The sequence below is a fragment of the Rhizobium sp. O111 genome (genome assembly GCF_055616315.1).
Genome location: NZ_JBSHXL010000001.1, coordinates 3,895,298 through 3,917,556 on the forward strand (window position 1 = coordinate 3,895,298; position 22,259 = coordinate 3,917,556).

Here is a 22,259-nt window from a genome sequence, read left to right on the forward strand (position 1 = left end):
CGACAACACCTCAAGTATCAGCCAATACGTCAGAAAGCCGCAACTCAATCAAGAGATTGGGCATTAGAAGGCAACTCCTTCAGGATCAATCGTCTTCCCATCATATTGCCCTTGCTCCATCACGGTCTTCTGGTCTCGCGAATTGGTGGCCACTCGCCGCCCTCGCTTGGGCAATCGATCTAATGCCAATGCCAATCCCAGTTCATCTTTGCGGATGTCGATCAAATCGCTCAGCCTGTCGATGAGGCCAAGGACGACGAGAACATCGGCAAGCATACCAATCGCCACTCCGTGGTCGCCCTTTTCAAGGCGTGCAATAGAGCTTGACGACGTACCTGCACGTACCGCCAGATCCGCCACGGTGCTACCGCGCAACAGGCGCGCTTTGCGAATATCCTGCCCCAGTCTTTCCAGAGCCTGTCGCGACTTCGGCGAACCCATGTCAACAATCCAGATTTAAACAGTTTTGCCTTATAACTCCTCATATATGACTTATTACTCAATTCATCAACCGCCTAAACAAGTGACCGTCTATGCGGTCAATCGTCCGTCCCTGGCGACAACAGGTCCATCGTGGGCGGAAAGATCGTCGGCGCGTATTTTTGCCCTGCGATCCAGGCATCGACGATGTTGGCCCATTCCTGCATCATGTGTCGGCGCTGGTGCTCGTATTCCGCTTTGTTGTAGACGCCCCGCGACGAGCGGCCGTCTTCATGGGCCAGGCACTTTTCGATCCAGTCGCTGTTGAATCCCAACTCGTTCAAGAGTGTCGAGCCGGTTCGCCGTAGATCATGCACTGTGAACGGCTCAAGCGACAGGCCTTCCTTCTTGGCCCTAACCACGACGGCAGTCGTAATCCGGTTGAAGGTGGCGCGCGACATCGGTGCGTCGGCATCGTAGCGAGACGGCAACAGGTAGCGCGAATTGCCCGAGCAGGTTTTCAGTGCGATCAGAATGTCTAACGCCTGCTGTGACAAATAGATGTTGTGCGGACGAGACCGCTTCATCCTTTCCTTCGGGATAGACCAAACGGCATTCTCGAAATCGACCTCATCCCAGACAGCGTCCTGCAATTCGCTTTTACGGACCATCGTCAAGAGAAGCAGCTTCATGCCGAGGCGGATGGTCGGGAGGGTCGGGACATGCTCGAGCTGGCCGAACATGACCCGGATTTCCGATGGCGACAGCGAACGATCACGGGCGACAAATTGGGCAATCGATGCAGGACCGACGTCATCGGCGGGATTATGGACTTTCTCGCCGTGAAGGATCGCGAAGGCATAAATCTGTTTGATGATGTCGCGGACATGAATTGCTACAGCGGGGGCGCCGCGTTCCTTCACTTTCGTGCAAAGCGCCCGCAAATCCTCGGCGGTAATCTCCGTCAGAAGGCGTTTGCGAAACTTCGGCAAGATGTCGCGTTCGTAGATGGCGCGCCGCATGGCTTTGGTGCTATCGGCCATCCGGCCCTCCTGGAGCCAGCGCTCGCCAAATTCGCCGAAGCTCTTGGCCTCCTTCAGCTTCCGTTTTGCGCTCTGCTTCTCGATTGCCGGAGAGCGTCCTTCCTGAACCGCTTTTTTGGCTTCCAGCAGTTTTTCTCGAGCTCGCGCCAGTGACACGCCTGTCGGCCCGTATCGCCCTATGACGACCGTTTCGCGGCGACCATTCAGACGGTAGTCGAAACGGAATGTCAGCACCCCCGACGGCTGCACGAGCAGGTACATTCCATCCCGGTCCGTCACCTTATAGCTTTTATCTCTTGGTTTCAATGACTTGATCGCTGCGTCGGTCAGCATTGCGGCCTCCTGAATCCGGTAAAATAGGGAGGAAAACCACCAAAAAGTCCGTCAGCGATTTTTGAGCCATTTTCTTGAAAATTTTGTATTTATTTTCAATGGCATAAGCTCAAAAAAAGACCGTCAGCGGCTTCCATTCCGCTGACGGTACTTTCAAAAGGTCAATTGATCAAGCGCAGGCGATCCGTCGAAAAGTCCGTCACTCGCGACGCTTACCCCTCGATAGCCCGCGAAAGTCTATGACGGAAATTTCGTTTTATATCATTGACTTACATGATATTCTGGCGTATCGTAGAGTATGTTTGAGTGGCTCTGAATCATTCCCACTCGATCGTGCCCGGCGGCTTGCTGGTCACGTCATAGACCACGCGATTGATCCCGCGCACTTCGTTGATGATGCGGGTGGCGGCGCGGCCGAGGAATTCCATGTCGTAATGGTAGAAATCCGCCGTCATGCCGTCGACGGAGGTCACGGCGCGCAGGGCGCAGACGAATTCGTAGGTGCGGCCGTCGCCCATGACGCCGACGGTCTGGACTGGGAGCAGCACGGCGAAAGCCTGCCAGATCGCGTCGTAGAGACCGGCCTTGCGGATTTCGTCGAGATAGATGGCGTCTGCTTCGCGCAGGATCTCCAGCTTCTCGCGGGTGATGCCACCCGGGCAGCGGATCGCGAGGCCTGGGCCCGGGAAGGGGTGGCGGCCGATGAACGAGTCAGGCAGGCCGAGCTCCTTGCCGAGCACGCGCACTTCGTCCTTGAAGAGCTCGCGCAGCGGCTCGACGAGCTGCATGTTCATACGTTCGGGCAGGCCGCCGACATTGTGGTGCGACTTGATCGTCACCGACGGGCCGCCGGTGAAGGAAACGCTTTCGATCACGTCGGGATAAAGCGTACCCTGGCCGAGGAAATCGGCGCCGCCGAGCTTCTTGGCCTCTTCCTCGAAGGTCTCGATGAACAGGCGGCCGATGATCTTGCGCTTGGTCTCCGGGTCGGAAACGCCCTCGAGCTCGCCGATGAACTTGTCGGCTGCATCGACGTGGATCAGGTGCAGATTGTAGTGTTCGCGGAACATGGCGACGACATTGGCCGCCTCGTCCTTGCGCATCAGGCCGTGGTCGACGAGCACGCAGGTGAGCTTGTCGCCGATCGCCTCGTGGATCAGCAAAGCCGCAACCGAGCTGTCGACGCCGCCGGAAAGAGCGCAAAGCACGCGCTTGTCGCCGACCTGCTTGCGGATTTCTTCGACCGCCTTCTGGCGATAGGCCGACATCGACCAGTCGCCCTTGATGCCGGCGATGTTGTGAATGAAGTTGCCGATCAGCTTGGCGCCATCGGGCGTGTGCACAACTTCCGGGTGGAACTGCACGCCGTAATACTTGCGCTTCTCGTCGGCGATGAAGGCATAGGGTGCGTTCGGCGAGGTGGCGACGACCTTGAAGCCTTCGGGAAGAGCGGTGACGCGGTCGCCATGGCTCATCCAGACCTGGTGGCGCGAACCCCTGGACCAGAGGCCTTCGAACAACGCGCTGTCTTCGTCGACTTCGAGGAAGGCGCGGCCGAATTCGCGGTGATGGCCACTCTCGACCTTGCCGCCGAGCTGCATGCACATCGTCTGCTGGCCGTAGCAGATGCCGAAAACGGGAAGGCCGCTGTCGAAGATGATCTGCGGCGCGCGGGGCGATCCCTCATCGACCGTCGAGGCCGGGCTGCCGGACAGGATCACGGCCTTCGGCTTCAGGCTCTTGAAGCCTTCTTCGGCGGACTGGAAGGGAACGATCTCGCAGTAGACGCCCGCTTCGCGCACGCGGCGCGCGATCAGCTGGGTTACCTGGCTGCCGAAATCGACGATGAGAACGCTGTCGGGATGTGCTGTCTGGGTCATGGCGAGCCTTTAATGAAAAGCACCCGGTCTTGCAATGCGGGAAATCCGCCGCCGCGGGATTTTATTGCATCGATTGTCCCGCTTTCGCAGGGCCTGGAGGCGTTTCTTGGGCGTCGAAAGCGCTAGAACCAGAATACCCCATCTTCCAGCGCGGTGAACAGGCTGTCGGTGGCATCCGATAGCTTGCGGTCGATCACATGCAGATATTCGGTCCAGCCGGAGATGTGCTGCAGCTCCTCGACGCCGTCGGAAATCCCGCGCAGGCCGATCAGCGGCAGATTGTAGGCCTGGCAGGCGCGCAGGATGGCGAAGGTCTCCATGTCCACCATATCGGCATCGATGCCGGCATAGGCCGCGCCCGAGACGACGTTGCCACCGGTCGACAGGGTTGCTTCCGCGACACCGGGGATGCGGAGCGGCAGGTCGATCACGGCAGGCAGGTCGAGAAACGGCGTGCGCCCCTTCTCGAAACCGAGCGGCGACGCGTCCATGTCGCGATAGGAAACCGACGTCACCTGATAGACCGCCGTCTGCTCAAGCTTGGCGGAACCAGCCGAACCGAGAGAGACCACGAGCTGCGGCAGCTCGCCCTGGTGCTCGAGTGCCGAAAGCGTGCGCGTCAGCACCACGGCGGCCTCGACCGGGCCGACGCCCGTCATCAGCGGCTCGAAGCGCGAGCGCAGGAAGGGGCCGTACTCGGCCTCGGCTGCCATCACGAACAGGATGGATTTTCCCGCGACCGATTTCAGTTCGAACGTCATCCAGTAATGCCCTCTCTGCCGCGTATGATCATCATGGTGCTGGTCATCGAGGCGATCAGCTTGGCCGGGCCGTCGCTGATCGCGTAGCCGCGCCCGTCGGCGACGATGATATTGGTGCCGGGCTTGGTGATCTCGCCGCGAAACAGGAAGCGCTCGCCGCGCCCGGGCGAAAGCAGGTTCACCTTGAACTCGATCGTCAGCACCGAAGCGTCGGGGTCGATGACGCTGTAGGCGGCAAAGCCGCAGGCCGAATCCAGCACCGCCGAAATGATGCCGGCATGCAGGATGCCGTGCTGCTGTGTCAGCTTCACGTCGAACGGCAGCTCGATCTCCACCATCGCCCGCTCCACGCGGGTGAGTTCGGCGCCGATCGTGTGCAGCGCCGCCTGGCGCGAAAAGTTGGTCTGGATGCGATCGCGGAAATCGCCGCTATCGGTATTGGTCATCTGTCTGCCCTCGTGCGAGCCGGAAAGTGCCATGCGTCGCCGCGCCACACAAGCGCAATGGATCGCAGCCGGTACGATTGTGCACTCAACGGCGATGGCGGGACGTGCTAGAGCGGGCAGGCGAGTGCGGAGACGAGGAGGGACCGGCGTGCTGCAGGTGAGGCGTTACACGGCGGATGATTGCGACGACACGATCGCGATCTTTCTGGCGGCGATCCGCGAGGTGGCGTCCCGCGATTACAGCCCGGCCGAAATCGAAGCCTGGGCGAAAGTGGAGGATCGCGCAGCCTGGGCGGAGCGCCGCTCCAGCCGGCCAACCTTCGTCGCCGAACACGCGGGACGCGTGATCGGTTTTTCCGATCTGGAACCCGACGGCCATCTCGACATGATGTTCGTCCATCCCGCTAATCAAGGCATCGGCGTCGCCAGTCTGCTGCTCGAGACGGTCGAGGAGGAGGCGAGAAAACAGGGCATCGGCCGCATCTTCACCGAGGCAAGCCTCACCGCGCGGCCCTTCTTCGAGCGTCGCGGCTTCAGCGTCATCGCCCGCCAGAGCGTCGAGAAACGTGGCCAGCGCCTCACCAACTTCCGCATGGAGAAATTTCTCTAGAGCCGCTCCTGCCAGGCATGGCCGGGGTGCGCTTGTCCCAGCATGGCCCTCAACCAGTCGCGCTCGGAAGGAGCAAGCTTCGGCAGCGCATTGGCAAAGTCGATCTCGTCCTTGTCGCGCAGGTATTTGGCCTTGAACAACAGCACGCCCGCCGGCCTGAGATAGGGTATGCCGTCGGCGGTGGTCGCGATCATCTCGGCGCGGGGAAACGCAATCGAAGGATCGCGCTTGTAGACCCAGCGATCGGCCGTTCCCTCCTCGATCATCATGTCGACGCGCCAGCAGCCGGCGGCGCGATCATGGCACCATATCTGGGCGATCCCGGCGGGCGGCGTTGCATCAGACGGCAGGGGAGAGACCACGCCGCTCCCGACGGCGTAAAAATCCATGTCGCCGAGCGCCGCGCGAAACATCGCGACGTCGCCGCGCAGCACGGTGAACTCCAGGTCCTCGTGATCGCGTGTCTTCTCGCCGTGCCAGAGATCGAGCGCCCAGCCGCCAACCACGCACCATGGCTTCGCAATGCCGCTGAGCCGCAAGGCGAGTTCGGCAGGCTGCCAAGCGTCCCATGCGCCGTGATCGGGGATCGGTCGTGTCTCCATGCGGCCCGTGTTAGCGGGGAGCGGCATCAAGGGCAATCTCAGTTGAGATAGACGATCGAGGCGTTGAGCAGCGTCGCGAAGGAAACCCAGGCGAGGTATGGCAGGAAGAGCAGGGCCGCGATCCGGTCGGCATTCCAGCGGTTGAGGATGAAGGCGATGATCAACGCCAGGAGGGCGAGAATCACGACCAGCGCCACCGTCGGGACCTGCAGGCCGAAGAAAAACGGCGACCAGAGAAAATTCGCCACCATCTGTCCCGCCCAGATCAGCATCCCCACGGAGAGATGCCCGCGCATCCAGGTGCGCGCGCCGGCAAGCCCGATCAGCACGTAGAGAATGGTCCAGGCAGGACCGAACACCCAGTTCGGCGGATTGAAGGGCGGCTTGGCGAGCGATTGATACCATTCGCCCGGAAGATTGTTGACGCCGATCACAAGACCGCCGCCAAGCACGATCGCAACGAAGATGATGTAGGTCAGGGCTTTGCTCATGTGGGCGGAGATAGGGCGCGGCGTTCGCCTCGCCAGAGCCATATCGCATACGATTCAAATGATCGTGCAATGATCCCGATTGCCCGCCATGCGCTTCGGGATATGCTTGGCGAAGCAGGAAATTGGAGTGCTTCGAAATGGCCGGCATCGTGCAGTCCACACAGGCCTACGAAAGCTGGCTTCGCGGCCAACTCGGGGCCGATCTGGTCGAAGGCGACCTCCTGCGCAAGCACATGAAGATGCGATCAAGCAGCTTCTCCTTCCTGCGCGCCACCTATTGGCGCTTCTCGGAAACCATCCTCGATATCTGTCCTGACGCTGCCGCCGCGCCAAAGGTTCTGGCGATCGGAGATACGCATCTGGAAAACTTTGGCACCTGGCGCGATGTCGAGGGACGCCTCGTCTGGGGCGCCAATGATTTCGACGACGCTGCCGTCATGCCCTATGCGCTCGATCTCATCCGGCTGACGGCAAGCACGCTCCTGGCGGTCACTGAGGGCGGCCCGCCGGCGCAGACGATCGCGGCCTCGGTGCTGACGGGCTATCTGAGGGCGCTGCAGACGCCTGCGCCCGTCATTCTCGAGCGCGATCACAAATGGCTGCGCAAGGCGCTGACCCTTCCCGATAGCGAGCGCCGCGCCTTCTGGGATAAATTCGCGAGCCTGGCGCCGGGCGAAAAGCCGGCGCCGTCAGCCTATGCCGGAGCGCTCGACGCGTCCTTGCCGCCGGGCCATGCCGCTTACGTTCCGAAGCCGCGCACGGCGGGCACCGGCAGCCTCGGGCGTCCGCGCTTCATCGCGTACACGGATTGGCGGGGCGGGCCGGTGTTGCGCGAGGCCAAGGCCATGCTGCAATCGGCATGGTCTCTCGCCCACGCACCCGATGATCGCGCCATCCACGCCGTCGAGATCGCGACAGGTCACATGCGCTCTCCCGATCCGCACTACCGGCTGATCGGCTCGGTTCTGGTGCGGCGGCTGTCGCCGAGCAGCACCAAGATCGAGATAGACGGCAATTCCGATCTGTTGCTGTCGCCGGATATGCTGGATCTGATGGGCTTCGAGATCGGCAACTGCCACGCCAACGATCCCTCGGCAGCCGATGCGATCCTGCGCGACCTCAAGGCGCGCAAGCCGGGCTGGCTGATGGAAGACGCGAAGGCTGCGGCAGCACAGATCGGCGCCGAGCAGAAAACATGGTCACACGCGTCGTGAGGGCGCGATCCTGACGATGTGCTGGTCCCAGGCCACGCTGCTGCGCTTACCAAGGAAATCGCCGTCATAGGAGGAAACGGCAAAGCCGGTGCTCGCGGGCGCGATGCCGGCCGCCTCGGGCACGATTTCCTCGCGCAGTACCCGGCCGCTTATGGCATCGATCGTCACCGAAGCCCCGCCCTTTGGAGACGTCACGCCCACCAGCCCGTCCTTGCGGTTGACGGCGATGGCGCCGACATAGTTGGCGAGCCGGCGCGTGGTCTCCTCAGGCAGATCGACGAAGCGCAGGTCCTCGCCCTTGGCGAAGGAGCCGACCAGCGGCGGCAGATCGTTGCGGCGGCCTTCATACTGGCAGGCGAACCAGATGCGGCCGCTGTCGTCGACATCGACATGGCGCGTCGAGACCTGCGCCCACTCGGCGGGCAGCGTATGCTTCTCGATCAGGGCGCCGGTTGCGGCGTCCACGAGCGTCAACGACGGCTGCATGTTGCCGAGGTTGAGTTTGGTGCGGCCGAAATCCGGATGCGTCTCGATCCCGCCATTGGCAATGATGAGCATGTGCCCGTCGTCGCTGACGGTCATGTCGTGCGGGCCGACGCCATAGGTCTCGAATTCGCCGATCCGCTCGAAGCGATGGGTGGCGTCGTAGAGCCCGACCATGCCGCGATTGCCGTCGAAATCGTTCTCGCTGGCGTAAAGGATGCGCCCATCGGGCGAAAACGCGCCGTGGCCGTAGAAATGCCGGTTCTCGGCGGCGGTGATCACGATCGGCTTGGTTTTTCCGTGTGGGTCGAAGATCATCGCATAAGTGCCGGGCCGCCGCGCGAAGGCGACGGTCTTGCCCGTGGCGGCGCTGAAGGCCATGCCGTGCGAGCGCGCCGGCAGCGCCACCTGGTCGATGATCTCGCCGCGCTCGGAAACGGTCGCCACCGCGAAGGACCCATTGGCCTGCCGCAGCCCCGAGGCATAGACGGCGTCTGCGCGCTCCAGCGCCATCAGCGCGCGCGGCTGCAAGGCCGCAAGGAAGGTCAGCCCGGCCGCCTTGACGAAGCTGCGCCGGTCGATCGCGGCACTCCTGATCATCGACTCAATCGCCGTCGGAGAAGGAGAAGCCGGCCGAAAGGCCGATCGCGGCGCCGTAATTGTCGCTGATCATGGTCACGAGGTCGCGCGTATCGACCAGCAGCTGATCGAGCTTTGCCTTTTCGGCGTCGCTGGTGGCGACTTCGATATCGGGGTTGAGCTTCGGCACTGTCTCAAGCAGCGACTTCAATTTGGCGTCGATCGCGTCAGCAATCGGCTTCTTGTCCGCAGGCAAGAGGTCGGCCATTTCGGCCTTCTGCCAGAGGTTGCGCAGCCCCTCCAGATTGGAGGTCATCGACTTCCAGGTGTTTTTGGAGCGCCAGTAGATCGCCATCTTCGGGCGCGGTGTCGTGTCCTTGCCCTTGTAGAATTGCTCGAGGCGCTGGTCGCGGACATTCTCGGCGCCGTGCACGAGAGTGCCAAGAAGCGCGGTCACCGCTTCCTTGTTGTCCATGAAATCGGCACTCTGCGGACCCGGATGCTTCCAGCTCGCCTGGATGCCATCAGGCTTTTCCCAGGCGGCGACCACTTCGGCCGCCTCGCGCTGGATGTTGCCGGCCACGGCCGCGCCATAGAGGCAGCGGAAACCGCTCTTCTGGTTGGTGAGGTCTTCCGATCCCGTGCCGTAGAGCACGTATTCAAGCGCCGTCAGACCCTGCAGGGCAACGCTCTTGGAGGCGATCGCGTCGACCGTCGTATCCTTGGGATCGGCCTTGGCGATCAGCGTCTGCACCTGCCTCAGGCCCACGCCCTTGCGATCCGGATAGAACAGGATGTGCTCGAAGAGATTGTCCTGGATGACGGGGCCGACCTGCACCATTTCGATCGCCGACCAGTAGCGGATAATATCGTCGAAGGCCGATTTCGCCTTGTCGAGGCTGGCGGGCGTGCCCTTGTCGCAGAGATCCTTCATCGCCGTGGTCAGCCGCGCCGCGGACTGCTGGGCATTGCGGTATCCCGGGCGGATCACCTCGTCGACCGCGCGCTGCATCACGGCAGGCACGGCATCCTCGTTCAATCCGGCCGGTGCGGCAGCCTGCCCCGCCTGCGGAGCGGCCGTCTGCGCCACGGCATTGGAGGCAAGGGCAAGCGAGAGAACCAGAGGGTACCAAAGGCGCATCAAAGAGACTCCAAAAACGTAATCAGTGCCTGCCTGTTATCCGCAGGCAGGGAGGCAAATGCGTCGCGCGACTTTTGTGCTTCGCCGCCGTGCCAGAGAATGGCCTCGGTGAGGTTTCTGGCCCGGCCGTCATGAAGGAAAAAGCTATGTCCGCTGACAGTCTTGGTGAGACCTATACCCCATAGCGGCGGCGTGCGCCATTCACGTCCGCTTGCAAGTCCAACCTGTTGTCCGTCCGCCAGCCCGTCGCCCATGTCGTGCAGCAGGAAGTCGGAATAGGGCCAGATCAGCTGGAAGGACTGCGCCTTGTCGAGGCTGTCGCGCCGCGTCACATACTTCGGAACATGGCAGGCCGTGCAGCCGCTTTCGTAGAAAGCCTGCTTGCCCTTCAGCGTCTCCGGAAAGCTCGCCTTGCGCCGCGCCGGCACGGCCAGATTGGCGGAATAGAAGGTCACGAGGTCGAGGATCGGCCCCGGTGCTTCCTCGTTCCCAAGCCGCTTCTGTACGCCCGTTGGCATCGCCTTGCACTTGGCCTGCGCCTGCGTGCAATCGCCATGCGGGTCGGGCTGGTCAGGGGTGGAGATGCCGATGTCGTTCAGGAACGCATCGGCGCTCTGGTCGCGCACGCTTGCGTTCTGCGCCTTCCAGCCGAAGCGCCCGAGCGCGGGTTTTCCGGTGCGGTGATCGCGCACGATCGCCGCCTTGCCGTGGATGCCATCGCCGTCCTTGTCGTCCGGGTCGGCATGCGCGAGGATATCGGCCTCGGGAATGGCCTCGATCAAGCCCAGCCCGATCATCGCCGGCGCCACGCGCGGCGAGATCGTCGTTGACGGGTCGAGCGGCCCGTATCCGAGATTATCGATTGCGTAGAGCGGCCGCCGCAGGGACACGGTCTCGCCACCGGCAAGCGTCACCGGCTCTTCGGTGTAGCTGACCGCCATCTTCCCCTCGGCGGGAAGGCCGGGTACCGCGCGGTCCTGCAGCTGGTGGCCGTAGACGGGATCGGGGAAGTTGATGGTCTCTGCATTGGCGACGGCGCGCTCCTCGTCGGGCGTCTTGGCCGTCCGCGCCAGTCTGAGAAACATCGAGCTGGTGCTGGCGTCGGGCTCCGGCTTGCCGCGTCCGTCATTGAGATGGCAGTTCATGCAGGAGCGCGCGTTGAACAGCGGCCCCAGCCCGTCGGAGGCCTGCGTCGAGGAAGGGGCGGAAACCCAGAGTTTCTTGAAGAGCGCATTGCCGAGCTTGAACGGCTGCTCCTCCTCGAAAGGAATGGTCGCGGAGATATGCGAGAAGGAATTGCGCGTCACCGGATCGATCGACGTCGCGCCACCCGCCTGCATGGCCTCGTATTGCTCGGCCTTGGAGAAGTCGGTGGTCGGTCGCGTCACATCGGCGACGCGCTTGGCGTCAGCTTCGGTGAGATCGGTGCGCTTGGTGGGAAGGTCGAAATTATCCGCAAGGGCGGCGGAAAGGCCGGCGATCGTGGCGCATATGGTTGCGCTGAAGAGAAGACGACGGGCCGGGAAAGGCGACATTTCGGAGTTCGGGCCGCCTCGACAGCGAAGCGGCCCGCCTTTTCACTTATTTGAAGACGGCAGTAGGATTATCCAAGCTGTCGGAACCTTCAAGCTTGACCGTGCCGAGATCGAGGGCTGCGATCACGCGCTGCACCGATTTCGTCTGGTCGACGAGGCCGTCGATGGCAGCCTGGACAACGGCGTTGCCCTTCTTGTTGCCCTCGGCGATCATCTGGTCGTACTTCTCGACGTTCTGGCCGCGCTTGGCCATGATCGCCATCGCCTTCAGCGTCGCGTCGAGCTTGCCCTGCATTTCCTTGTCGAGCTTCTTGTCCTTGGCGGCGACGAGATCGTGCAGCGACGGACCCTTCATCTTCGTACCGTCGACGCGGGTGTAGTTGCCCGTATAGGCGGCAGCGATGCCGACAGCGTCGTTGAGGTGCGAGTTGTAGGTGTTGTCGGAGAAGCAATCATGCTCTTCTTCCGGATCGTGCAGGATGAGGCCGAGCTTCATGCGCTCACCGGCGAGTTCGCCGTAGGAGAGCGAGCCCATGCCGGTCAGGATGGCGACGAGGCCGGCCTTCGGATCGGCTTCCACATGCTTGGTCGCTTCGCCATCCGGCTTCCAGTTGTCGGTCATTTCCTGCAGGTCGGAGACCAGAAGCGTCGATGCCGACTTCAGATATTCGGCCCGGCGGTCGCAATTGCCGTGCGTGCAATTCTTCAGGTCGTAATCGGTGGCAGGGCGGTTGCCGGCGCCTGGGCCGGTGCCGTTCAGGTCCTGGCCCCAGAGCAGGAATTCGATGGCGTGATAGCCGGTCGCCACATTGGCTTCCACGCCGCCGGCTTCCGCCAGCGTACCGGAGAGGAATTCGGGCGTCAGCTTCGAAGCGTCGACATCCTTGCCGTCGATCTTGATCGTCTTGTTGGCGATCACGTTGGCGACGTAAAGCGAGTTCTCGTCGCTCTCGGTGCCGTAGGAGGCGTCGACATAGTCGATCAGGCCTTCGTCGAGCGGCCAGGCGTTGACCTTGCCTTCCCAGTCATCGACGATCGGGTTGCCGAAGCGATAGACTTCCGTCTGCTGGTAGGGAACGCGGGCCTTGATCCAGGCGGCGCGCGCAGCTTCCAGCGTCTTGTCCGTCGGCTCCTTCAAGAAGGCGTCGATCGCCGCGTCCAGCGCCTTCGCCGTGGTCAGCGCGTCTTCATACTTCGCGTGGCCGACTTCGGTGTAATATTTCACAACGGCAGCAGCATCCGGGGCCGCGTAAGCGGGGATGGCGGACAGAGCGGTTGGGGCCACCGCCAGCGCCAGGGCTGCGCAGAAATTTTTGTTGAGTTTCATGGGATCCTCTCCTGTGACGGGCGAGCTTTATAAGGCCCGACGAAAATGTCTTCGCGCAAAAGCAAACTGGTGTCAAACACTCTAGTTTGGAATGGTTTTAAGGAAACGAATTCCGCTGAAAGGCCATGAAATCGAAATCGAATTGCTTGGAAAATGGGCGATATATGAGTAATCACTGTGCAATTGCATAAACATTGTCCGGATTGATCGCGTATGCGCCGACATCTCAAGCATTTCACCCATCGCCATGAGCCGAAGGGTACCGTTCATCTCCATCTGAAATCCGGCATCGGCGCCATGATCGGCATGGCCTCGGTCGGTGCGCTCACCGTTTTCACCGGTATTCCGCTGCTGATCGCGCCCTTCGGCGCCACGGCGGTGCTGATCTTCGGCCAGCCGAAGAGCCCGCTCGCGCAGCCGGCCAATGTCATCGGCGGCTACCTTCTGGCGGCGCTGATCGGCGGCCTGGCGGTCTTCCTGTTTCCGGGTCTCTGGTGGGTCGGCGCGATTGCCGTCGGGTTGACGATTGCCGGCATGCTGATGCTGCGCGTCACCCATCCGCCGGCCGGCGCCGTGCCGCTGGTGGCGTTCGGCTCGCATATGGGCGGACCGATGCTGTTTCTGATCGTCGGTTTCGGCAGTGCGCTGCTGATCGCGATCGCCGTGCTGCATCACTTCATCCCGCCGCGGCATCAATATCCGCTGCGGGCCCCGCACTGATCCAGGCTCCTCTGGAGCCCTCCATCAGCTCTTGCGCTTCATCCGGCAGAAGAAGAACCCGTCCGTGTCTGTCGACGCGGGCGTCAGCGTGATGGTCTGTCCATCCGACGAGCGCGGATGCGGGCTATCCTTGCCGAACAGCTGATCCCAGCCCTCAAGCGCGCCCGAAATCTCGAACGCGGGATTGGCGGCGGTAAACGCGCGCACCTGCTGCTCGTTTTCCTGCGGCAGCACCGAGCAGGTCACGTAGATCAACTCGCCGCCGGGGCGCACATAGGCGCTCGCTTGGCTCAGCGCGTCCTGCTGCTGCGCGGTGCGCTCGTCGAGGTTCTTGGGCGTCAGGCGCCATTTCGTATCCGGGCGTCGGCGCCATGTGCCGGTTCCGGTGCAGGGCGCGTCGACCAGCACCTTGTCGCAACGATCCTCAAGGTTCTTCAGCGCCTTCGGATTGTCGTGCACCTGAACGTTCCGGGTGCCTGCGCGCTTCAGCCGCTCGATGATCGGCGCCAGCCGCTTGCGGTCGGCGTCATAGGCGTGAACCTGGCCCTTGTTGTGCATCGCGGCCGACATGGCGAGCGTCTTGCCGCCGCCGCCGGCGCAATAGTCGAGCACCTGCTCGCCGTCCTGCGGCAGCACGAGATCGGCGACGATCTGCGATCCCTCGTCCTGAACCTCGAACCAGCCTTTTTGGAACGAAAGCTCCGCTGTCACGTTGGGAAGACGGGAGGCTCCTTCGCCCGCGGCAATCCGGATGCCGTAACGCGCGATGCTGGCCTCCTGCGCGCCTGATCTTTCGAGCGCCTTGACGGCCTTTTCGCGGGTGGCCTTCAGGATGTTCGCACGCAGATCGAGCGTCGGCCGCTCGGCGAGCGCCTGTGCTTCTCTCAGCCAGGTGTCGCCGAAGGATTTTTCGAAGGTGGGCTGTATCCATTCCGGGATATCGCCCTGGATATGGGAAGGAGCATCCTTGAGATCACGGGAGTGAAAGGCCGAAAGCGCTGGCTCGGAAAGGGCTGCCGGCGCGAACTTGTCATCTGCAAGCTCGGCGGCAAGCGTCTCGGGCGTAAAGCCCCACTGGCGGAACATGACGGCATGGGCAATCGCCGATGCGCTGTCGTCATCCATCAGCCAGGCGTGCGAGAGGCGCATGCGAAGCGCGTCGTAGACGATGTTGCCGATTGCAGCGCGGTCGCCGGAGCCGGCGAAGCGATGCGCGAGCCCCCAATCCTTGAGGGCATCGGCGACAGGCCGTCTGCGGGCATCGATGTCTTCAAGAACCGAAATCGCCCCTTCGAGCCTACCGCCCAATCGCATTCACAACGCTCCTATTGCCTGGATCAATGCCGGACCCTTCAAGGACCGGCGGCTTGTGAACGATCCGCAGGAAGCGCGACAGACGCAGCGGATGGTACACAAGTCTCAACCGCGTGGTATCCGCGATTGGCGGCAAGAGCAAGCGGTGCCTTATATCAGGCGTTAGCCGATGACTTCGTAGCAGACCTTGGCGGTGCCGGTGCTGACCATGCCGATGTTGCTGGCGGCTGCACGGGAAAGATCGAGAACGCGGCCGCGGATGAAAGGACCACGATCGTTGATGCGGACGACGACGCTGCGGCCGTTGTTGCGGTTGGTGACCTTGACCTTGGTGCCGAAGGCGAGCGAGCGGTGCGCGGCAGTATTGATGGTCGGGTTCATGCGTTCGCCGGAAGCGGTTTTGGAGTGAAGTGCGTACCACGACGCGCCACCGCAACCATTTGCAGCAAAACCTTCCATCGGAAGGATCGTAGAACAGGCTGCTATAGTTGTGACGGCGATAATAGAACGACAAATTTTCTTCAAAACGGGGTGTCCCTCAACTGTTAAACCTACGCCTTGTGGGCGGCGGGGGCTTAAACCGGTCGAAAAGTGGCAGAAAAGTGCCCCGAGTGATCACGGAATGTTACATATTGAAATATATGTGATGAGCCGGCAAAATGATTCGAACCGTCGTCAAGCGGTTTCGAATGAAAAAAGCGCAATTGAATCAAGTAAAATTAGAACTTTTTTTGCCGAAAGCCCTTCACGACTCCCGCGATCACAAAAATCACGAAAATAATTTTGCGCGGGCGTCATAATTCCCGCCCCATTTGGGCAATTTCCAAGGCTTACGCCCAAATTTTGCGCCAAATTTTAACGAAATATGCCTGGAGTAGGAATTTCCTACCAATTCATATGGTGCGATATGGCGATATCAGCGGCGTTTAAGTCAGCCGCGCCAGCGCTCGTTTTGCAACAACTGCGCGAGTGATTGCGGGTAGGTGGGGAAGGCGAAGGTGAAGCCGGCGGCCTTCAGCTTGGCGTTCGAAACGCGCTTGTTCTCGCCATAAAAGGAGCGCGCCATCGGCGTCAGTTCGGCGGTCTCGAAGGCCTGTTCCGGCGGCGGCTCGACGCCCATGAGGCGGGCGGCTTCTACTATGACATCCTGCGGCGGGCCGGGGCGGTCGTCAGTGACATTATAGATGCCACCAAGTTTGCGATCCGAGAGGAACCGCGCGCTGGTGCCGATATCCTCGACGCGGATGCGGTTGAACACCTGATCCTTCTTGATCAGCCTTCTCGCCGTGCCGCGCGCCAGATTGACGAAGGCATTGCGGCCCGGCCCGTAGATGCCCGATAGGCGCAGCACCGCCGCGGGAATGCCGATCCGCTCGCCGATCGCAATCCACGCCACCTCCGCCTCCAAGCGCTCCTTGGAGCGTCCCGAAACCGGAACGCACGGCGTCTCCTCGCTCACCCAATTGCCCTTGTGGTCGCCGTAGACGCCGACCGTCGAGAGATAGCCAATCCAGGAGAGTTCGGGCATGAGCGTTTCGATGCGCTCGCCCGCAAGCTTCAGCAGCGGATCGCCCGCCTCGCGCGGCGCGATCGATTGCACCAGATGCGTGGCCGAGTTGATGGCACCGAGCAGGGCATCATCGAGCGTCTCGCCATCGAAGACGAAGGCCTCGATACCCTCGGCTCTCAGCGCGGCTGCCTTCTCTTCCGAGCGCGTCGTGCCGGAAACGCGAAAACCCTCGGCCATGAACGCCTTGGCAATGGCCGTGCCGGAGAAGCCGCAACCGAAAATCACAAGATGCATCACGCCGCTCCCGCCAGTCTCCATTCGTTCAGCACATCGCTGTCCGACTCATCCTGAGGCCTTTGTGCCGCAAAGCGCTGGAATTCGCCAGCCTCCATCAGCCGCGAGAGCGCCCATATCGCCATGGCCCGCACGACAGGCGAGGCATCGGCGGACAGCGAAAGACAGGCATCGAGGAACTGGCGGTCGCCGGAGTTGCCGGCCGCGATCAGCACATTGCGCACGAAACGGTCGCGGCCGATGCGCTTGACCGGGGAGCCGCTGAAGAAGCTGCGGAAACTGGGATCGTCGAGCGCAAGTAGCGCGGAAATATCCGGCTCCTGCAGATCCTCGCGCGCCTTCAGCTTGATTTCGGAAGCAGCACTTGCGAACTTGTTCCACGGACAGGCGGCGAGACAGTCGTCGCAGCCATAGATGCGGTTGCCGATCAGCGGCCGGATGGCGGGATCGATCGGCCCCTTGTGCTCGATCGTCAGATAGGAAATGCAGCGCCGCGCGTCGATCTGGTAGGGATCAGGAAAGGCTGCCGTCGGGCAGGCGTCGAGACAGGCCCGGCACGAGCCGCAATGATCGATCTCGGGCGCGTCGATCAAGAGGTCGGCCGTGGTGAACATCGAGCCGAGAAATAGCCAGGAGCCATGCGCGCGGCTGACGAGATTGGTGTGCTTGCCCTGCCAGCCGAGCCCGGCCGCGGCCGCCAGCGGCTTTTCCATGACGGGGGCGGTATCGACGAACACCTTCACGTCTTCGCCGGCGCGCGCGGCGAACCGCGTGGCGATCTCCTTCAACCGGCCCTTGATGATGTCGTGATAATCGCGGTTGCGCGCATAGACCGAGATCGCCGCCTTGTCCGGTTTTTCAAGAATGCCGCGCGGGTCTTCCTCGGGCCCGTAATTCATCGCGAAGACGACGACCGATTTCACGTCGCTCCACAGCGTGCGTGGATCGCCGCGCCGCTCGCGCGTCTCGGCCATCCACTCCATCGTCCCGTGCCTGCCGGCATCGATGAACTGGCCGAGGCGTTCCTTCGCTTCGGGAATGCTGTCCGGCCGTGTGATCCGACAGAGGTCGAAGCCGAGCGCCTGCGCTTCCGCCTTGACGAAGGCGGTCAGCGTCTGCAGGCGTTTGTCTTCCTTGGTCAGTGCGGATCGTTCGGGCATGAGAGGCCCCGTCAGAAATCCAGGTCGGCGTAGTGCGAAACGGGGGTCAGGCCGCGCACGCGCTCGGTGAGCAGCGGGCGGAAGGACGGGCGCGACTTGATGCGCTGGTACCATTCCTTGACGAGCGGCGATTCCGTCCAGTCGATCTCGCCGAGATAGTCGAGAATGGAGACGGAAGATGCGGCCGCCAGATCGGCATAGCTCATCCGGTCGCCGGCCAGCCACTGGCGCGAGCCGGAGAGCCAGGTCAGATACTTCATGTGCTGGCGAATATTGGCGCGCGCCGTGCGCAGGATCTTCGAATCCGGTGCGCCGCCGCCCTGGTCCGCCGTCATCTGCAGCTTGTAGACGCGCTCGCGGGCGAGCGGCCGGGTGACGTCGGTTTCCATCTTGACCATGAACCACTCCGTCAGCCGCCGGATCTCGGCGCGCTGGAAGGGGTCCTCGGCGAGCAGTCGGCGGTCGCGCTTCAGCACGCCGTGGGTCTCGTCGAGATATTCGGAGATCACGGTGGCCCCACAGAGCGCGCGCATGCTGTCGTCGACATAGACGGGCAGGGTGCCGGCCGGGTTGAGCGCCAGGAAATCCCGGCGCTTCTCCCAGGTCTGCTCTTCGATCAGGTCTGCCTGATAGCCGTACTCCGTCAGGATCAACCGGACGAAGCGTGATGCGGATGACATGGGGTGATGATAGAGCGTGGGCATCGAGACTCGGATTTTTGGATGGCTGGGGGTGCACGTCGCATGGACGCGATGATTATAGCGCCCTAGTCATGACTCATTCGTTGAAGCTATAGAAGTTTGGCCCCTCCAACACAAGCGAGTCGGGCCGCCCGAAACCCTGACGAAGGAAATCGACCTCGCCCAAAAATCGCCGACAACCGATCAGAGGTTCTCGTCGCATCCTCGTCTGGTGAAAATTGGTGTCGTTCCCCCAGCGACACAGCACAATTCCCGTCTGACCGAACCCCGAAACGGAGACAATTGATGGATTACATAAACGCGATAATCCTAGGCATAGTCGAAGGCATTACCGAGTTTCTACCGATTTCAAGCACCGGCCACCTCATCATTGCGGAGCAATGGCTCGGCCACCGGTCTGATCTTTTCAACATCGTCATTCAGGCGGGCGCCATCCTCGCCGTCACCATCATCTACTGGCGCCGTATCATGACGCTTCTGCTTGGCTGGCAGGATCCCGAGAACCGCTCCTATCTCTTCAAGCTCATCCTTGCCTTCCTGATCACCGCCGTCCTCGGCCTGATCGTCAAGAAGCTCGGCTTCGAGCTCCCGAGCACCGCCACCCCGATCGCCTGGGCGCTGATCATCGGCGGTATCTGGATGATGGTTGCAGAATGGCTGGCCGCCCGCCGTCCGCCGCACAAGGAGATCACCTGGTTGGTCGCCATCCTTGTCGGTATCGCGCAGGTCGTTGCCGGCGTGTTTCCGGGCACCTCGCGGTCGGCGTCGACGATCTTCGTCGCCATGCTCGCCGGCACCGGCAACCGCGCGGCCGCCACGGAATTCGCGTTCCTGGTCGGTATCCCGACGATGTATGCGGCAAGCGCCTATGAATTGCTGAAGACGTTCAAGGATGGTGGCGCGGCCAATGAAGACTGGACCGCTCTCGGCATCGCCTTCGTCGTGTCGACGATCGTTGCCTTCGTCGCCGTCAAGTGGCTGCTCTCCTATATCCAGAGCAACAAGTTCACGGCCTTCGCGATCTACCGCATCATTCTCGGCGCCATCCTTCTGGGCATGGCATCGGTCGGTATGATCGCCTGATCGGGAAGCAAACTCCCCAACCAAAAAAAGAAACCGGCGTCTTGGGGCGCCGGTTTTTCTTTTACCTGAGAGCTGCGGTTTCGCAGGGATCGACGCCGTAGGCCGGCGAGCATTCGCCCTTCACGGCAGCGACCGAACCGGGCGCCACGAAAGAACCAGCCAGAATCACCAGCGCCGCGGAAGCAAAAAGCAGCGCAATTGACCTACCCATCGAAGTAACCTTTCAAGTCGTTTGAGCGCGCCTGTTTGAGGCGCTGAGTCCAAGCACAGACGCGCGGGGTGTGTAGTCAGAGGAATGGGAAATAGCAATAAATGTTCCTGCTAAATTTCCTGTTAATTCCGCTAAACTTTTCATGCGACTTTTATGCAACGCCCGGCGGTGCACAACCCCGCGAAAGCCGGGCATTCAGCCTGTTTTTTAACCCCTGCCTCAAAACGCGCAACGCCGCCCGCGGGGTCCGCGAGCGGCGTTGTCGTTAAGAAAATCGGCGTGGATCAGGCGGCCTTGCCGCTATTCGTATACTGGCCCTGCGGGCGGAACTGCACGAGGTAGCTGTCGATGACGGAGCTTACCATCGTCGGCGCAATGCCGAGGTCCCGCAGCGTCCGTCCCTCGGTCTCCGCTTCCTTGGAAACCACGTTGTCCTTCTTCAGGAGCTTTACCTGGTCGGCGGTGATCGGCGGGGCGATCAGCGGGATCATGGAGGCGACGCTGCCGATCAGCGAGGCAACGCCGAAGGGAAGCGAGACCAGCGGGTTGGTGCGCGCCGTCGACTTCAGCACCGCTTCGAGACACTGGCGGAAGGTCAGCACTTCGGGGCCGCCGAGTTCATAGATCTTGCCGCCGGCAACCTTGCCTTCGACAGCCTTGGCCACAGCCTCGGCGACATCCATGACATAGACCGGCTGCAGCTTCGTCTTGCCGCCACCGATCAGCGGCAGAAACGGCGCCGAGCGCGCCATGCCGGCGAACTTGTTGAAGAAGCCGTCTTCCGGACCGAACACGATCGACGGACGGTAGATGATGGCATCAGGCGCGACCGAGTGGATCGCGGCTTCGGCGCGGCCCTTGGTGCGGGCGTAGGAGGAATCGGAGTTGGCGTTGGCGCCGATCGCCGAGATGTGGACGAGCTTGGCGCCGGCGCCGCGCGCGGCTTCCGCCACGGCGCGACCGCCGAATTCCTGGACGGCCTCAAACGAGTTGCGGCCGCTTTCAAACAGGATGCCGACGCAGTTGACGACGTAGGACGCACCTTCGACGGCACGGTCGACCGACTGGCGGTAACGCAGGTTGGCTTGAACGAAGGAGATCTGGCCGACATTGCCGAGCGGCTGCAGGAAGCCGGCGAGATCCGGGCGGCGCACGGCAACCCGGATGCGGTAGCCGCGCTTGGCCAGCGCGCGTACGACGTGCCTGCCAACGAAGCCGGAGCCTCCGAACACGGTGACGAGTGGTGGCAGGTTGGCAAGGGTCATGGCAGGTTCCTCGGAAGGCTGATGTGATTGGCGGGTGATCTCGTCTTAGCCCAATCGGGGTGCGACGAAAAGACCTATCGCACCACGCTTGCGACGACTTTGATCTGCCTCAAACGCCTTCGACGACAACCATTTCCGCGTCGGCCACTTCCTGGCGGATCTTGGCGGCGATCTGGTATTCCGGCGAGTTGTAGCAATCCACCGCGTGCTGCATCGAGGGGAACTCGATGACGACATTGCGCGCCCGCGCCTTGCCCTCGAGCTCGGTCAGTGCACCACCGCGGGCGAGGAAATTGGCGCCGTATTTCTCGAAGGCCGGCTTGGCGGCGGCGACATAATCCTTGTAGCGCTCGGCATCGCGCACATCCACGCGAGCGATCCAGTATCCCTTGGCCATGGTGTCTCCTCCTGGGTTATGTCGTAAAAATCAGCGGTTCGCCGGCCAGAGCGCAAGCACCATCTCGTCGAGAATGGCCTTGGCCGCCTGCTCAGGTTCCGGCGCCTTGACGATAGGGCGGCCGACGACGAGGTGCGTCGAGCCGGCACGCAGTGCGTCATAGGGCGTCATCACCCGCTTCTGGTCGCCGCGCTCGCTGCCGCTCGGGCGAATGCCGGGGGTAACGATCGCCATGTCGGGGCCGACGACCTCGCGCACAACAGACGATTCCTCGGCCGAGCAGACGATGCCGCCCATACCGGCTTCGCGCGCCTGTTCGGCGCGGCGCAGCACCAGCGAACGCGGATCGCCGCTATAGCCGGCCTCGGTGAGGTCGGCTTCGTCCATCGAGGTCAGCACGGTGACGCCGAGCAGGCAGAGGCCCGAGCCCTTGGCGGCCTCGACGGCGGCGCGCATCGCCTTCGGATAGGCGTGCAGCGTCAGCATCGACATGCCCATCTTGGCGATGTTTTCGACGCCCGAGGCGACCGTGTTGTCGATGTCGAGCAGCTTCATGTCGAGGAAGACTTTCTTGCCGTCCTTGGCAAGGTCGCGGGCGAATTCCAGGCCGCCGGCAAACACCAGCTGGTAGCCGATCTTGTAGAAGGAGACGGTGTCGCCGAGCGTCGCGACCATCTTCTCGGCTTCACCGAGTGTTGGAACATCCAGTCCGACGATCAACCGTTCGCGCGCGTCCATC

24 protein-coding genes are annotated in these 22,259 nt (G+C 62.2%); 4 read left to right on the forward strand and 20 right to left on the reverse strand.

All coding sequences use genetic code 11. From position 1 onward, the window contains the following. Window positions 1–63: 63 nt before the first annotated feature. The 5 genes from ACVTFQ_RS19435 to ACVTFQ_RS19455 all read right to left on the reverse strand — a co-directional run bounded on the left by ACVTFQ_RS19435 (window position 64) and on the right by ACVTFQ_RS19455 (window position 4,883). Window positions 64–441, reverse strand: coding sequence for a helix-turn-helix domain-containing protein (locus tag ACVTFQ_RS19435; RefSeq protein WP_354556028.1), 378 nt, complete (start codon window positions 439–441; stop codon window positions 64–66). A 98-nt stretch (window positions 442–539) separates the two neighbouring features. Next, complete coding sequence (locus ACVTFQ_RS19440) at window positions 540–1,796, reverse strand: tyrosine-type recombinase/integrase (RefSeq protein WP_354556027.1); 1,257 nt, start codon at window positions 1,794–1,796, stop codon at window positions 540–542. Window positions 1,797–2,113: 317 nt separating this feature from the next. Further along, the gene (gene guaA / locus ACVTFQ_RS19445; protein WP_037188201.1) at window positions 2,114–3,676 is read right to left on the reverse strand and encodes a glutamine-hydrolyzing GMP synthase; all 1,563 of its coding nucleotides are present in this window, start codon (window positions 3,674–3,676) and stop codon (window positions 2,114–2,116) included. Window positions 3,677–3,798: 122 nt separating this feature from the next. Then, on the reverse strand, window positions 3,799–4,437 hold the full coding sequence (locus ACVTFQ_RS19450; protein ID WP_111563187.1) for a 5'-methylthioadenosine/S-adenosylhomocysteine nucleosidase: 639 nt from the start codon (window positions 4,435–4,437) through the stop codon (window positions 3,799–3,801). Next, window positions 4,434–4,883, reverse strand: coding sequence for a PaaI family thioesterase (locus tag ACVTFQ_RS19455; protein WP_026283151.1), 450 nt, complete (start codon window positions 4,881–4,883; stop codon window positions 4,434–4,436). Before ACVTFQ_RS19455 ends, ACVTFQ_RS19450 begins: the two co-directional genes overlap by 4 nt. A 148-nt stretch (window positions 4,884–5,031) precedes the next feature. Between ACVTFQ_RS19455 and ACVTFQ_RS19460 the strand changes: the two genes are divergently transcribed. Continuing rightward, window positions 5,032–5,493 (forward strand): GNAT family N-acetyltransferase, encoded by a 462-nt coding sequence (locus ACVTFQ_RS19460; RefSeq protein ID WP_111563188.1) that lies wholly within the window; start codon window positions 5,032–5,034, stop codon window positions 5,491–5,493. On the opposite strand, the gene ACVTFQ_RS19465 is transcribed toward ACVTFQ_RS19460, so the two are convergent. Both ACVTFQ_RS19465 and ACVTFQ_RS19470 read right to left on the reverse strand, forming a co-directional pair. After that, a complete protein-coding gene (locus ACVTFQ_RS19465; protein WP_111563189.1) occupies window positions 5,490–6,122 on the reverse strand; it encodes a nucleotidyltransferase domain-containing protein in 633 nt (210 codons plus the stop codon). The two genes, ACVTFQ_RS19460 and ACVTFQ_RS19465, sit on opposite strands and share 4 nt — an antisense overlap. A gap of 11 nt (window positions 6,123–6,133) precedes the next feature. Further along, window positions 6,134–6,586, reverse strand: a complete 453-nt coding sequence (locus ACVTFQ_RS19470) for a TspO/MBR family protein (protein WP_047507513.1) — start codon at window positions 6,584–6,586, stop codon at window positions 6,134–6,136. A 137-nt stretch (window positions 6,587–6,723) separates the two neighbouring features. Here ACVTFQ_RS19470 and ACVTFQ_RS19475 point away from each other — a divergent pair, with 137 nt between their 5' ends. Further along, window positions 6,724–7,800: a DUF2252 family protein gene (locus ACVTFQ_RS19475; protein ID WP_111563190.1), complete on the forward strand. Its 1,077-nt coding sequence runs from the start codon at window positions 6,724–6,726 to the stop codon at window positions 7,798–7,800. Here the strand turns inward: ACVTFQ_RS19475 and ACVTFQ_RS19480 are convergent. From ACVTFQ_RS19480 to ACVTFQ_RS19495, 4 genes are read right to left on the reverse strand one after another with little or no spacing between them, the layout of a single operon-like run. Further along, window positions 7,786–8,883 (reverse strand): DUF1513 domain-containing protein, encoded by a 1,098-nt coding sequence (locus ACVTFQ_RS19480; RefSeq protein ID WP_111563191.1) that lies wholly within the window; start codon window positions 8,881–8,883, stop codon window positions 7,786–7,788. The two genes, ACVTFQ_RS19475 and ACVTFQ_RS19480, sit on opposite strands and share 15 nt — an antisense overlap. 4 nt (window positions 8,884–8,887) lie before the next feature. Further along, window positions 8,888–10,003, reverse strand: a complete 1,116-nt coding sequence (locus tag ACVTFQ_RS19485; RefSeq protein ID WP_111563192.1) for an imelysin family protein — start codon at window positions 10,001–10,003, stop codon at window positions 8,888–8,890. Further along, the gene (locus tag ACVTFQ_RS19490; RefSeq protein WP_111563193.1) at window positions 10,003–11,538 is read right to left on the reverse strand and encodes a di-heme oxidoreductase family protein; all 1,536 of its coding nucleotides are present in this window, start codon (window positions 11,536–11,538) and stop codon (window positions 10,003–10,005) included. Before ACVTFQ_RS19490 ends, ACVTFQ_RS19485 begins: the two co-directional genes overlap by 1 nt. Window positions 11,539–11,584: 46 nt before the next feature. After that, entirely contained in the window at window positions 11,585–12,865 is a 1,281-nt protein-coding gene (locus tag ACVTFQ_RS19495) for an imelysin family protein (RefSeq protein WP_018899317.1), read from the reverse strand. A 213-nt stretch (window positions 12,866–13,078) separates the two neighbouring features. On the opposite strand from ACVTFQ_RS19495, the gene ACVTFQ_RS19500 reads away from it, so the two are divergent. Next, a complete protein-coding gene (locus ACVTFQ_RS19500) occupies window positions 13,079–13,585 on the forward strand; it encodes an HPP family protein (protein WP_111563194.1) in 507 nt (168 codons plus the stop codon). Between the two features lie 24 nt (window positions 13,586–13,609). On the opposite strand, the gene ACVTFQ_RS19505 is transcribed toward ACVTFQ_RS19500, so the two are convergent. The 5 genes from ACVTFQ_RS19505 to ACVTFQ_RS19525 all read right to left on the reverse strand — a co-directional run bounded on the left by ACVTFQ_RS19505 (window position 13,610) and on the right by ACVTFQ_RS19525 (window position 18,567). Beyond that, window positions 13,610–14,899, reverse strand: a complete 1,290-nt coding sequence (locus ACVTFQ_RS19505) for an RsmB/NOP family class I SAM-dependent RNA methyltransferase (RefSeq protein ID WP_111563195.1) — start codon at window positions 14,897–14,899, stop codon at window positions 13,610–13,612. A 162-nt stretch (window positions 14,900–15,061) separates the two neighbouring features. Further along, window positions 15,062–15,424 carry a septal ring lytic transglycosylase RlpA family protein gene (locus ACVTFQ_RS19510; RefSeq protein WP_026283154.1) on the reverse strand — a complete coding sequence of 121 codons (363 nt, stop codon included), beginning with the start codon at window positions 15,422–15,424 and terminating at the stop codon, window positions 15,062–15,064. A 406-nt stretch (window positions 15,425–15,830) separates the two neighbouring features. Beyond that, complete coding sequence (locus tag ACVTFQ_RS19515; protein WP_111563196.1) at window positions 15,831–16,703, reverse strand: SDR family oxidoreductase; 873 nt, start codon at window positions 16,701–16,703, stop codon at window positions 15,831–15,833. Beyond that, entirely contained in the window at window positions 16,703–17,863 is a 1,161-nt protein-coding gene (gene queG / locus ACVTFQ_RS19520; RefSeq protein WP_111563197.1) for a tRNA epoxyqueuosine(34) reductase QueG, read from the reverse strand. The genes ACVTFQ_RS19515 and queG overlap by 1 nt, the downstream gene beginning before the upstream one ends. A gap of 11 nt (window positions 17,864–17,874) precedes the next feature. Continuing rightward, complete coding sequence (locus ACVTFQ_RS19525) at window positions 17,875–18,567, reverse strand: glutathione S-transferase family protein (protein ID WP_018899323.1); 693 nt, start codon at window positions 18,565–18,567, stop codon at window positions 17,875–17,877. A gap of 282 nt (window positions 18,568–18,849) precedes the next feature. Here ACVTFQ_RS19525 and ACVTFQ_RS19530 point away from each other — a divergent pair, with 282 nt between their 5' ends. Then, window positions 18,850–19,647 carry an undecaprenyl-diphosphate phosphatase gene (locus ACVTFQ_RS19530; protein ID WP_047506892.1) on the forward strand — a complete coding sequence of 266 codons (798 nt, stop codon included), beginning with the start codon at window positions 18,850–18,852 and terminating at the stop codon, window positions 19,645–19,647. A gap of 61 nt (window positions 19,648–19,708) precedes the next feature. Here ACVTFQ_RS19530 and ACVTFQ_RS19535 read toward each other — a convergent pair whose 3' ends face one another. The 4 genes from ACVTFQ_RS19535 to pyrF form a co-directional block, all read right to left on the reverse strand. Then, a complete protein-coding gene (locus ACVTFQ_RS19535) occupies window positions 19,709–19,858 on the reverse strand; it encodes a hypothetical protein (protein ID WP_018899325.1) in 150 nt (49 codons plus the stop codon). A 284-nt stretch (window positions 19,859–20,142) separates the two neighbouring features. Further along, a complete protein-coding gene (locus tag ACVTFQ_RS19540; RefSeq protein ID WP_111563198.1) occupies window positions 20,143–21,123 on the reverse strand; it encodes a complex I NDUFA9 subunit family protein in 981 nt (326 codons plus the stop codon). A gap of 109 nt (window positions 21,124–21,232) precedes the next feature. Next, window positions 21,233–21,520, reverse strand: coding sequence for a DUF1330 domain-containing protein (locus ACVTFQ_RS19545; protein WP_012482361.1), 288 nt, complete (start codon window positions 21,518–21,520; stop codon window positions 21,233–21,235). A 30-nt stretch (window positions 21,521–21,550) separates the two neighbouring features. Continuing rightward, complete coding sequence (gene pyrF / locus ACVTFQ_RS19550) at window positions 21,551–22,258, reverse strand: orotidine-5'-phosphate decarboxylase (protein WP_111563199.1); 708 nt, start codon at window positions 22,256–22,258, stop codon at window positions 21,551–21,553. Window position 22,259: the final 1 nt, after the last annotated feature.